At 26.7% G+C, this 13211-nt stretch carries 7 protein-coding genes and 1 pseudogene; all 8 read left to right on the forward strand.

The genetic code is table 11. The features are described 5' to 3' along the window. Entirely contained in the window at nt 1-2514 is a 2514-nt protein-coding gene (locus CQA44_RS09820; protein WP_115547070.1) for a type VI secretion system Vgr family protein, read from the forward strand. A 19-nt stretch (nt 2515-2533) separates the two neighbouring features. Beyond that, nucleotides 2534-3349 carry a lysozyme inhibitor LprI family protein gene (locus tag CQA44_RS09825; RefSeq protein ID WP_115547071.1) on the forward strand — a complete coding sequence of 272 codons (816 nt, stop codon included), beginning with the start codon at nt 2534-2536 and terminating at the stop codon, nt 3347-3349. Then, nucleotides 3339-5873: a hypothetical protein gene (locus CQA44_RS09830; protein WP_115547072.1), complete on the forward strand. Its 2535-nt coding sequence runs from the start codon at nt 3339-3341 to the stop codon at nt 5871-5873. The genes CQA44_RS09825 and CQA44_RS09830 overlap by 11 nt, the downstream gene beginning before the upstream one ends. A gap of 16 nt (nt 5874-5889) precedes the next feature. Continuing rightward, nucleotides 5890-6648 carry a bacteriophage T4 gp5 trimerisation domain-containing protein gene (locus CQA44_RS09835; RefSeq protein ID WP_115547073.1) on the forward strand — a complete coding sequence of 253 codons (759 nt, stop codon included), beginning with the start codon at nt 5890-5892 and terminating at the stop codon, nt 6646-6648. A 1334-nt stretch (nt 6649-7982) separates the two neighbouring features. Next, nucleotides 7983-8912, forward strand: coding sequence for a hypothetical protein (locus CQA44_RS13270; RefSeq protein WP_258864992.1), 930 nt, complete (start codon nt 7983-7985; stop codon nt 8910-8912). Continuing rightward, nucleotides 8913-11168 (forward strand): hypothetical protein, encoded by a 2256-nt coding sequence (locus tag CQA44_RS13275; RefSeq protein WP_258864993.1) that lies wholly within the window; start codon nt 8913-8915, stop codon nt 11166-11168. Nucleotides 11169-11179: 11 nt separating this feature from the next. Then, the gene (locus CQA44_RS09855; RefSeq protein WP_115547075.1) at nt 11180-12043 is read left to right on the forward strand and encodes a hypothetical protein; all 864 of its coding nucleotides are present in this window, start codon (nt 11180-11182) and stop codon (nt 12041-12043) included. Between the two features lie 187 nt (nt 12044-12230). Beyond that, nucleotides 12231-13211 (forward strand): annotated as a pseudogene (locus CQA44_RS13280) (hypothetical protein); the annotation flags it as partial.

The following is a 13211-nucleotide window of genomic DNA, read 5'->3' on the forward strand; positions in this document are numbered from 1 at the left end:
ATGAGTCTTGATATTTCTAATCCTGCTTCAAATCCCCTACCCTTTAAAATCACTAAAGCCATCATCAAAGAAAGTTTTGAAGAACTTTTTTCTATAGAATGTGAAGGTTTTTTTGAAAGTTTAGATGAAAGCTTATTTAATCTAAGTCAAGATTTTAATTTTCATCCTAATGTTTTAATCGATCAAGAAGCTATTTTAAGCATTCATAATCCTTATGAAAACAATACTTTAAATTTTGATACAAATGAAGTTAAAAATTATAAAGGAATTATCACTTATATAAAATATCTAGGCATTAATCAAGAAAGCACATCAAATATCAATGATAGCACCTCAAATACCAAACAATTAAAATACAAACACTTTTTTTCTTTTAAACTTGAATCGGTTTTAATAAGACTTTCTTTAAATAAAGCCAATCGTATTTATACTCATACCAATATTATAGAAGTTATCAAACAAACTCTTCATTTTTATCAAGATATATTGCACAAACAAATAGATTATTCTAATATGCATTTTAATTATGAAGAACAAGAACTCATTTCTCAGTATAATGAAAGTGATTTAGAATTTATCACAAGATTAGCCCATAATAATGGGATATTTTTTTATGAGGATGAAAACGCTATTTATTTTTGTGATGTGTATAAAAATACAAAAAGCAAAGAGATAGAATATAATCCTAATATCAACAATGCTTTAAATCAAGCTTGTATTTCTTCTATTTATAAAGAACAAAGTTTAAGAACCAATTCTTTTACACATTCTAGTATCAATGCTAATACTCCTTTAAACCTTTTATCTTTGCATTCTAATAAAGTTGCTTATGAACAAGAACTCAATAATAAAGCTTATTATAATGAGCATTTTTATGAGAGTGAGTATTCTTTTACAAAAAATATTGATTTAAAAACCAAACCTAGCCTTAAAGAAAAAAGAGCTTTGGTATTAAATGAAAGCTTCTTAGCAAAAAGCAATATCTATCATCTTAGCTTGGGGGATTTTATCACTTTAAATTATGAGGAGTTAAATCTTGGTGGATTGAGTGATGAAGATACAAAAAGTCAAGACAATACTTCTTTACTTAAAGACTTTATCGTTATTGCTAATACTCAAATCTTAATTGATGATGCGATCTTAGCTAATTCTATTAATACAAATGATCATTTAAATTTAAAAGATTTAAATTTAAGTAAATCTTATTCTAATACCTTAACTTTATTAAAAAAGAATATTATCTTTACTCCAAGTTTTAAAGCCAAACCTAAAGCTCCTAATAGCACTCAAGGTATTGTTATAGGAGAAAGTAAGGATATAGAAAGTGAGAGAAATACTATTTATACAGATGAGTATGGAAGAGTTAAAGTAAGGATTAATCTTTATGCCAATCAAGAAGAACTAGATGAAAATCTTTTAAATGCAAATATAAAAACCAATATTCATGAGGATACAAACAATACAAATTCTAAAGATAATACAAGCTTAATAAACTCTTCTAATAATTTATCAAACGATACTTATAAATCTTATCATCACACTCCTTTTTTAAGAGTAGCAACAGGCATTGCAAGTAATCATTCAGGTTTTTATCATACTCCAAGAGTTGGTGATGAAGTGATTATTTCTTTTTTAGATGATGATATAGATAAACCTTATGTGAGCGGGAGTTTGTATAATGGGACTAATGCAAGCTTAGTAAATCTTCCTTTTAATGATCATCAAACCTCTATTTCTTCTAAAACCATAGGCACAAATGAAGAAGGTTTTAATGAACTCACTCTCTCAAATATAAAAGATAAAGAACAAATCTATCTAAAAGCCCAAAAAGATTATGATGAATTAGTGCAGCATAATTTTACTCAAAGAATTTTAAATGATAAGGATTCTATAGTAGATGGAATTTACAATGAAAGGATTAAAAAAGCTCATACCCAAACTATAGATTTAGCTAAAAATGTCAATGTAGGAGGAGAATATTTAACCAATGTAGCACTTTCTAAAGATACTATAGTAGGATTAAGCAATACTTTAAATGTAGGGGTAGATAATAAAACAAGAATTGCTAAAAATTCAAGTGAGTTTATAGGAGAAAATAAGGATATAGAAATAGGAGCTAATCAAAATACTATTATACATAAGGATGAGATAAGGAATGTAAAGGGAAATAGAGAAGAAGTGACTGAAGGAAAGCTCGAACTTCATGTCAATAAGGGAATGAATTATTTTACACAAGAACATTTTAGTATGCAAACAAGCAATTACATTGATATATATACAGAACAAAATTTAAGCACGCAAACTAAAAAACAACATACAGAACTTGCAGAATCTAAATATAGCGACTTTCAAACAGATTATGAAGTAAAAGCAGGTAACCAAATCATTCATAAGGTAGGCGATACTACTATTACAACAAATCAAAATTGTGTTATCATTAAAGCAGGCGGAGTAGAAGTAATTATAGATTCTAATGGACTTGTGGTTAAAGGTGGAGAGATTAAGGCAGAATAGATAAATTAAAGGAGTTCTCATGCAAAAGTTTTTAATAGTTTTAGGATTTTTCTTAATGTTGAGTATTAGTGCTAATGCCCAATCTCCCGCAGAAGCTAAACCTAGCTTTGATTGTGGCAAGGCTAGCACAAAAGTTGAAAAGATAATATGCAATGATGAAAGCGGGGGGTTAAAAAAACTTGATAGATTATATTCTAAACTCTATTTTTCAATATTAAAGAGTATCCCAAAAAACACAAAAGAGGGACAAGAGACAAGAAAACAAATGCAAAAATTTGCTAAAAATTTTATGGATTATAGGGATAATATGCGTTGTTTTTTATTGGCAAAAAATGATGATAAAAAAGAAGTGGAAGAAGTATTTAACAAAGGACGCGAAAACGGAATAATGTATGAAAATCATAACTCAGTTCATTTTGGTTTTAAACCACATCATTACAAGTCTTGTATAGCAAGGGTTTATAAAATGGGAATTTTATTACTTAGCACCAATACTATCATAGATACAAGTTCTCTCATAAACAAAGATACTTTTTATACTTGTGAGGACAATATGATACTTGATATTTTTTCTATTAAAGGTTTAGCAAAGTTTAGATTTTATAATAAATTGTTTCCACAAGGATATGAAGAAACTCTTACAAAAATCTCTCAGGCATTGCAAGTATTAAGCTCAAATAGTCGCTATACTCAAGTATGTGCTTTTGAAGATGAGGGATTTATATGTACAAATGGAGGGTGTGAATTTGATTTAGATGAAATGCAAACCAGAGTTGTTCAGCCACTTGATAAATTTATTCATAATATAGATTTAAGGAAACTAAATGCCAATTAAGACAACAAATTTAAGCTATGAGGGGTTTAACAACAGATTACTTAGTCTATTAAAGTTAGTTGAAGGGATTAAAACAAAGATTTATGCTGATAATGCAGATACTCCAAAAATTACCATTGGTATAGGATTTAATATTGAAGTGGATAAATGGAGAGAAGTAATTTTGATGTATAAAGTGAGCATTTTGAAATACGCAGACTTGGAAAATGGTGTCTATACTCTAGCCAATATACTAAGCAAACAAAGAGATTCTACACAAGCTCTCATTAATACAACTTCTAAAGAAATAAAAGATAAGATTAATGAGTATAGAGTAAGTAATAAAATTCAAAAAAATACCTATCAAACAGGTAAAAACCCAAATCAAAATATGATTAATCTACAAAAAGATCTTAATATCATTTTACAAAATAATATAAAAATCTACAACCAAAATCCTGATATCAACCAAAAACTTGATATAAATATGATTTTTGAGCTTACGGATGATGAAGCAATAGAAGTTAAAAATATCATTAGTTTTAGTGAAATTAAGGCACTAAGACACAAATTAAACAAATGGAATGCAAATTATCTTACTTCTTTTAGTAAGACAGAATTAGCCAATCCACAAGAGTTTATTCCCTTACTATCTATTTATTATCAGCGTCCAGCAAGATTTAACCCAGAGAGTGGACTCATCTTGCTTCAAAAAGCCCTAAAAGATAAGAATAGATTTTTAGCGTGGTTTTCTGTGCGTTATTATGCCGATATACGACAATTCAAAAACCCTTATTACTCTCGCAGAATCCAAGAAGCCGCTATGTTTGGCTTAGGTAATAAAGATCAAAATAATAATATAGAATATTTTTCAACAAGTCTTGATATCTTCTCTTATCTTAATTTTAACTTTAAAGAAGCCAATACCGAGCAAGGGCTGAAACTGCTAGATAAATACACTTACCTTTCTTTTATGCAAACTTATGAGAAATGCAAAGAAGTTGATGAAAAAGCAAAGAATCTCTTAAGAGAATACAATACATATCATACTAAAGACAAACACTATTATTCTTATGTTGCTAAAGAAGAATTTCAGGGTATAGCTGATATTCTCTCCCCCTATCTTAGCTACCTAAACACCCTCACTCAAAAAAATTTTAGCTTAGATAATATTTATTGTATTGCTAATTATTGTGAGAATTTAGGTGCTAATAAATTAGATAATGTTGCTTTGCTTAATAAAACTTTAAGTCAAAAGTTTGAAAAACTAGAAGCAAATACATTTTATAACATTCTTATCCTCTATCCAAATCCCACTCCATCTATTATACAAATAGAACAACCTAAAAATACTTTTATTACTTTACTTGCAGGAACAAAAGCAAAAATAGATTGCTCTAAATTGATAGAAGATCAATGTGAACTTATATATTTAAAATATGATCCAACACAAGAAGAACAACAAACAAGTAATCCGCAAGCTTTTTCTTGTAGTGCTAAAGAAGAGCTTATTCTAACAAGAGAAAATGAGACACATTTTAAAGCAGTAAAAAACAATATATCATATTTCATAAACAAAAATGATGGGATTTTAAAAATTGCTCTTGCCAATAATGAAGAAAATGCTATAGAATTGTATAGTTTTGCTAAAGAAAATCAATTTAAAATTTTACAAGATAAAGCCTCAAAGATGCTAAAAATCCATTTAAAACTAGAAAGATATAGTGAGGAAATTTTATCTTATAGAGGGGGAAATTTTGAATTAACACTTAATAATCTTAATATTTTAGATGAAAATGGAAACAATCATGAAACCATCACTAAAGTATTTCTTCATAACTGTGAGAATAGAAGAATTTATGAAAGCTTGGAACTAAGCCACACAGAAGGTATTTATAAGAGTAGTTTTAAAATTGATTTAATTTTAGATAAAAACTCTTCTTTTTTTAAGAGAGCTACAAAATGTATTATTGCCACAAAGGCTTTAAAAGATTTTAGCACAGGTCAAATGCACCAAATAGGAAATGTAGCGATAGTCTCTTTAAGTTCTGCAGATAAGCAAGGAGGTTATTATACTTTTACAAATAAAGTAAGTATGCAAGATTTTGGAGAAAATCTTTATTTGGATATTGGATCAAATGGATATGAAAAACAAATAAAAAATTCAAGAGAGAATTTATATATCACAAATTTGCAAGCTTATAAAGAAAAAGAACAGCAAAATACCACTGATAAAATCCCTTGCAATGAAACTATTTTTATTAGAGCCTATTTAAATAATGAGGAAAAATTTTTCTTTGATGAGACAATTAAATGGGCATATTGTATAAAAAAAGAGGAAGATACAGAAAATAATAGTTTTAAAATTAATACATTAGAAAATCTTCAAGGAAATGATATAACCTTTAATACTTCTATGCTTTTACAAAGCGATAGGAATAAATTTTATAATATGAATGAAAAATATCAATTAATCTTATTTGCTTATTTTAATAAACCTGCATTTAAAACAACACACGGAGTAACGCATATAGTGTTAAAATGACTAAAGATTTAAACTTATGCAAAACAAAGCCATTGAACTCACTCTCTCAAATATAAAAGATAAAGAACAAATCTATCTAAAAGCCCAAAAAGATTATGATGAATTAGTGCAGCATAATTTTACTCAAAGAATTTTAAATGATAAGGATTCTATAGTAGATGGAATTTACAATGAAAGGATTAAAAAAGCTCATACCCAAACTATAGATTTAGCTAAAAATGTCAATGTAGGAGGAGAATATTTAACCAATGTAGCACTTTCTAAAGATACTATAGTAGGATTAAGCAATACTTTAAATGTAGGGGTAGATAATAAAACAAGAATTGCTAAAAATTCAAGTGAGTTTATAGGAGAAAATAAGGATATAGAAATAGGAGCTAATCAAAATACTATTATACATAAGGATGAGATAAGGAATGTAAAGGGAAATAGAGAAGAAGTGACTGAAGGGCATTGGGATATTAATGTTAGTGATAAAATGCAAGTTTTAAGCGAAAAAGAAATGGATTACAAAAGTAAAGACAATATTCTTTTTACAAGCAATGAATCTATAGGATTTGAAAGCGATAAAAACACAAGTATGGTAGCTGATAATATCACAACTTATGCAAAAACTACTCATCGGTTAAAAGCTGATAGTGAGGCAACCGTGCAAGTGGGAGAAACAATTATTAATGCAAAAACAGATTGTGTTATCATTAAAGCAGGCGGAGTAGAAGTAATTATAGATTCTAATGGACTTGTGGTTAAAGGTGGAGAGATTAAGGCAGAATAGATAAAAAGGATAAAAATGAAAAACCTTTTTATAAACTTAAAAGATTTTATATACCTTGTGTTGTATTTATAGCAATGTTTGCTATACTTGTAAAATTCCTTTACTCCTTTATGCTCTATAGATAATAAAAATAGTAATTTATTAAAAGAATTTAATTTTGATAGTTTTTCTTGTAATTTTTACAATAATAATATTTTCAACCAAAGTCTTAAGTGTTTAAACAATATACAAAATGAAAAAGACCATATCAATGAGTATAAAATATTTTTAGAAAATCTTAATCATTTTAGTCAAGAATATAATAATCATAAAATTGTATCTATATAAGTAATTAATAGCCTATATAACTTATAATCATCATTATAATATATCACAAAGATGAAGCCTTGCTTAATATCAAGATAATAGAAAAAGAAAAATACTTTAACGGTTGTTATAAGTATTATTGTAAAATAGTTTAAGATTTTAGGAGAATTTAAAATGAAAAAACTTTTTTATAGACTTAATTTCTTATTTGATACAAAATTAAAAAAATAGCTTGGGTTGCGGCTATATTATTTATTGGATTTGCAACATATAAAATATTTTTTTACACTGAATTTGAAAATGGTTATGTAAAGATAATTCCGCACCCCTTTATAGCTCTTAATCAAAATGACTATTGCATAAAAGAAAATAGAAAATTAGATAGAAATGAAGTATTTGAAAGAGCCACTAAAGATTTACTTAAAAAATTTTATGATTACACACATAGCAAAAGATATTATAATGTAGCTCAAGAAGAGTGGCAATATTTTAGTACTACATGCTATTTTAAAGACGAAGATTGTCAATTTTTTAGCAATGGTAAACAATTTGATATTGATGATATTATCAAACAAATTGATCTTAACAAAACTCAAGAAGAAAATCTTAAAAAAATAATGCGAGGTTTTAGCATTGTAAGACCTTTTGAAGAAGAAAAAATTTTAACAGGAGATTTCTATAAAACATATAAAGCTTAAATATTCTTTACTTTTTAACTATAGAGAAGAAATTTATCTTATTTCTTATGATATTAAATTTGTAAAAATAGGTGGTTATGAACCCTTTGTCATACCTTCAAAATTTGGTTATTATGATTATGACTTATTAGTTAAAATGTATCTTATTGGCAATAAAAAACCAGAAAAAAAATTTAATAAAGATGATTTAAAAAATTGGGAAAATGACAATTATTTCAGATATGAGCATTACCCAATTACAAATTGTGGTGAAATAAAAATACGCGACAATGATAATTATGAATCGATTTGTGAATCATGTAAAAGTTTTAGATATAATAGGAAAATAAGATGGATTTTTTATTAAACCTAAAAGGCGATTATAGAATAGAAATTTTATCTTATTATCTTTGGGGAGAAAGTACACCACCAAGTAATTTAGCTAGAAAAGATAATTATGTGCTCATAAATAAAGATTATCAGGTAAGAGATAAAAAAGCAAGTATAATCATACAAGCTTCAGCATTTGATTATATGAAATATGTAGATAGATATACCAATGCTACAAATTTTGGGGTATTTCAAAAATTTTTTGATAGTGTTTTTAGTGAAAAAGAACTTGAGGAATTTAAAGGTAAAATAGAAAATGAAACATATATTTTAGAATTAGATGATATAGTAAAAACTAAAATGTATGGAGGTGAAAATCCATTTGTTTCCAAGAATGGAAATTATGTCGAAGACTACAGAGTGGTTGCAGTTATTTATTATTACTTAGATACAAACTCAAGTGATTATGTTAAAAGAACTTTTACTTTTGGAAGCACAAGTATAGCATTTAATAAAGATGTAAAATTTCATATTGATGCTAAGATTTATGATCCTGTTTGTATTCCCAATCTAAAACTTTATCCCTTAGATGATAATTTTGATTTTCAAAGCAAAGACGGACTTGCAGAATTTATAAATCCCCGTTTAGAAAAGAAATTATATCCTTTAAAGATAGGCAGGACGGTTAATATTAAATTTATTGATAAAGAAAAAATTGAGCCAATAACAATTTCTAAAAAATATTTTCAAGAGCTTAAATGGCGATCTTGGCTATTGAAATCTACACAAGGATTGTATGAGTTGTGGAGATGCTTTATGTATTATAGAACCCATATCCTACCATCTGGAGTATTATATTTACAAGATGACAATACAAACTCTCAAACCAATTTAGAACATACTATTTTCTACAATAACAAAAGCCTTAATAAACTTCAAAAGAACCTTTAGATGAACAAAGAACCTCAATTTATCACTCTATATTTAAAAGATGAATACAATAAGCCTATTGCGAATGCTAAAATTGTTATAAAAGGTTTTAAACATAATGAAACTTTAAGAGTAGTCAATCTAAAAAGACGCAGTGATGAAAAAGGTAAAATAAGATTTGATAAAGAAAAGTATTTTAGCGATTGTTATAGTTTTAAAGTAAAACTTGATGAAAAAGAAGCTTACTTCCCTACTCCTATACAAAATGCTAAAAGGATATTTAATAATTATAGTGAACATAAAATTGGACTTATACTTAAATTTAAAGCTAAAGATCATCTAGTTTATGATGGATTTAATGTTTATCATTACAAAGGTAATGATTTAATAAACTCTTATATGGCAAGAAGTGGTACAGCTAAAGCAGATAATGAAAAAAGAAGTAAAAAACAAATTGCAAATTATTTTTATTCAAATAACAATAGTAAAATTGGAAAAGCTTATTTTTACTATGATGATGAAAGTATTCAAGATAGATTTGGAACTTTACCTGAAGGAATGTATTATTTAAAAATAAATGAAATAGCTAAGGATATACAACCTAGTTTTTTAAAAGATTATCCTTTTGAGATAGGAAAAACTTGGGGGAAATATTGTGTGAGATTATATACAGATAAAGAATGTTCTAAAACTTCAAAAGCAATAAAATTAAAAGAAAGTAATGAAAAAGAAAATAAAGATAAAAAAAGCAAAAAAGAACAAAGTATTATCAAAGATAATTTATATCTTTATAGTATTAATGAGAGGGGGGAATTTGGCAGTAGTGGTAGTATAGGTATGGCACAAAGTGAGTTATTAGAAAAATTAAATAAGCAAGTTAAATTTATACGAAATGAAGAAGAAGGGATTGTTTCTTTAAAGGTGGAGTATCCAAAGAAAGAAAAATCGAAGCTTGATTTTATAAAAGAAACAGAGTGGGAGCTTGATGAGGATGAAGATATTGTAAGTGCCGAAAAAAGCTTAAAAATTATTATCGATGAAAAAGCAAATTTTGCACCAGGAACTTATATAGAATGCGAAGTTTATGGACTAAATGATGATGCAAATATCGTTTGGGCTTTGGCTCAAATTCAAAACGAAGCAAGACTTCAAAGAATTTTAGAAGGCAAAGAATCTTTAGAATTTAAGGATATAAAATTTTTAAAGGATGAAAGTAAATATTTTCACGAATGCTGGGAAATGGACGATGAAGAAAAAGAGGAAGAATTTGACAAAATAGGATTTTCATTACCTTTAACAAGATCCAATGAAGAAGAATTTGATAAATACTATGCTTTAGTGTTTGCTTATGAAGATAAAAATAAATTTAAAAGACTTCCTAATCTAAACGACGCTTATAAAATCATAGATATGAGTTTTAGAGTTGGCTGGGGCAGAGATAATCAAATAAAAGAACTATCTACAAGGGAGGAGTTAAAAAATACTAATATATATCATCTTAACCGACAAAAAACCATCGATAGTATTGAGGAGGCAAATTGGTTTTTAAGAGCAAATTTAAAAAAACAAAAAAAGAGAGATTTTTTTACCTATCTTAGAATTTATCCTCAATTTGCAGGAAAAATTGCTTATATTTACTATAGATTTGATGTGGTCAATAAGGGATTTCTAGTAAGTATATCAGAAAAAGATAAGGAAAGTTACCTTCAGGATAGAGATTATAAATATATCAACACTATAGCTAATGAAATTTTACCTTCAGAATATAAAGATGGTAAAAGTTTTAAACAATTCCATACCGATCTTTTAAATAATAAAAACAGGGATCTTAAAGAATGTAAAGATTTTTTAAAAACATTAACCCAAACTCTTTGTAAAAGATTTAACCTACCTTTAGAAAAAGTAGTATTTTATAGCAAAAAACCTAGTGGATCCTTATCTTTTGGATCTTATGAAGATAATGAAGTAAGACTGAATCAATACATTATGAAAGCTTATTTTAAAGAATTTGCAACAACGGTTTTCCATGAATGCAGACATTTTTATATAGAAAAATATTATAATAATAAAATGGATGCTTTGGGTAGGTATATTTTTTATTCAGAACAAGCCTATATTAACGAAAAAGTTATTTTTGACAAATTTAATAGAATTTGTGATCCTAGTGAAAATTATTTAGTAGGTTGTAATATAGGCACTATGCAAGATGCTTATGAAATTCAACCCAATGAGAGAGATTCAAGATATGTAGAAACCTTCATAGGTAGAAACTTATAGTAAGGGAAATAATGAAAATTTCAAAAATACCACTTAAAGATTATATTTCCAATATAAGAGAAGATAAAACCATTTATTTAGGCTTACAAAGTAATGTGAGTATAAAAGGACTTGATGAAGAGTATTTAAAAAAAGAATACAGCCTTAGAAAAAATTTCAAATTTGAGATCAGTATATATTTAGGTAAAATTATATTTGAGAAAAGAAATATTATCTTCCAAGCTTTTAATGTTAATGAAAACTGTTTTCAAGAAATTAAAGATTTTTATTTCAAAAACAATCCCGATAAAATCATAAATAATATAGAAGTAAAAAAATATTTTTTAAAATTGTATAATGATAATATTGATTTTCTAACTTCTTATATTAACGAAATTAATCAATTTCGAGGTATTAAAATTTACGATATTCAAAATACAAACTTAAATAAACTTGCATTAATTTCAACACTAGATAAAATGGTAAAAGAAAATAACTATGAAATAATAGATTTTAACGATGATTTATTTTATTCTTATTTTATATGGAGCTTAAGGCAATTTATAATTGCCTATGATATAGGCTTATATCAAGATAAAAATAATTTATTTTTTAATTTAGCTGCTTATAAAATGTATGATAATCACTCTTTCTATACAGAAGCAGATAATAATTTAAATTTCAATCTTATCGACTTATTTTTCTCAAATATTTCTCCTTTGGAATATGCTGTGGGTTATTTACAAAAAGAAGAAATGATATATAATGGTGCTTTAAAGCATTCTCCAGGAACACTTCAAAAAACTTTAAATACTACAACCCAATTTCATAATAAATTTTATTTTAAACTAAAGGAAAGACCCTTTGAATATGCACAATATTTTAAACAAAAATAGGCTTGGTTGCAATAATTAAATTTTGATTGTTTAATGCAATTAATCAGGATGAAGAACCAGCATTAAGACAACTTATTCCAAAATTTATTAGAAAAGATGGTTAATTGTTATTAAAGGGCAAATTAGAATATGAATTAAATAAATAGATTTGGAGCAAAGAGCAGGGAGAGGCATAAGACAGGGTAATATGTTTTTTGAAATAGATAAGGAACATTTTGAAATCGCTCATTATCGTTATGCCACAGAACAAACTTATGATTCAAGAATGTTTCAAATCAATGAACAAAAACTTCTACCTTTAATACAAATTAAAAAAGCAGATAAATTAAAAGAACAAAGAGTTTTTGATGCCATAGATGAAGAAGTAGCAAATATAGCTGAAATGAAAGCTATTGCAACAGGCAATCCTTTTATATTAGAAAAACACAAGATTTCAAATCTCTTAAAAACAGAAGAGAGATACTTAGAACATTATAAAAAAAGCATACTTTCCAATGAAAGACTGCTTGAAAGTGATAGAAATTCTCAAAAGCATTTACAAACAGAGTTAGAAGTTTTAAATGAAATGTTTAATAATAAGGGATTTTCAATGGATAATTATGAGATTGAAGTGCTTGGCATACAAACAAGTAAAAAGGCAAAAAGTAAAGCCGATGAAGTAAATTTTAAAGCCACAAGAGAAAAAATTGCTAAAAAGCTTATGCAGGTTGAATATGAACCAGATAAGTTTATGGAAAATAAAGAAATTAAACTTTTAAAGGCAAATGATGTAGAGGTGATTTTAAAAGCATCTTTTAATGATAGCAAGCTTTCTCTAGTAGGTTCTATTAGAACAAAAGACGCTAAAAGTTTTACCCCAAATAATTTATATTTTAATATTGATAAACAAAGCCTCTTTCAGAAGCAAAAATTGGTTCTTGATGGTTTATTAGAAAGAATTAAAAATACTTTTGAAAATATCATTTCTATTAAGGCTGATAAAATTCAAAGACTTGAAGAGTTAGAATCTTCTATTAAAATAAGAGAGCAATTTTTAAAAAATAATACCCTAGAAAACTATGAGAGAAAAATTCTACTTGATACTTTAAAACAAGATTTAAGAAATATGAATGAGATTTTTAAGATAAGAAACGAGTTAAGAAAAGAGAAGATTAAGATTAATATGGAG

The organism is Helicobacter sp. MIT 14-3879, from assembly GCF_003364125.1.

What these genes read in the sequence shown, in the direction of transcription:
- CQA44_RS09820 (WP_115547070.1), top strand. Translation starts at nt 1, where the DNA reads ATGAGTCTTGATATTTCTAATCCTGCTTCAAATCCCCTACCCTTTAAA.
- CQA44_RS09825 (WP_115547071.1), top strand. Translation starts at nt 2,534, where the DNA reads ATGCAAAAGTTTTTAATAGTTTTAGGATTTTTCTTAATGTTGAGTATT.
- CQA44_RS09830 (WP_115547072.1), top strand. Translation starts at nt 3,339, where the DNA reads ATGCCAATTAAGACAACAAATTTAAGCTATGAGGGGTTTAACAACAGA.
- CQA44_RS09835 (WP_115547073.1), top strand. Translation starts at nt 5,890, where the DNA reads ATGCAAAACAAAGCCATTGAACTCACTCTCTCAAATATAAAAGATAAA.
- CQA44_RS13270 (WP_258864992.1), top strand. Translation starts at nt 7,983, where the DNA reads ATGGATTTTTTATTAAACCTAAAAGGCGATTATAGAATAGAAATTTTA.
- CQA44_RS13275 (WP_258864993.1), top strand. Translation starts at nt 8,913, where the DNA reads ATGAACAAAGAACCTCAATTTATCACTCTATATTTAAAAGATGAATAC.
- CQA44_RS09855 (WP_115547075.1), top strand. Translation starts at nt 11,180, where the DNA reads ATGAAAATTTCAAAAATACCACTTAAAGATTATATTTCCAATATAAGA.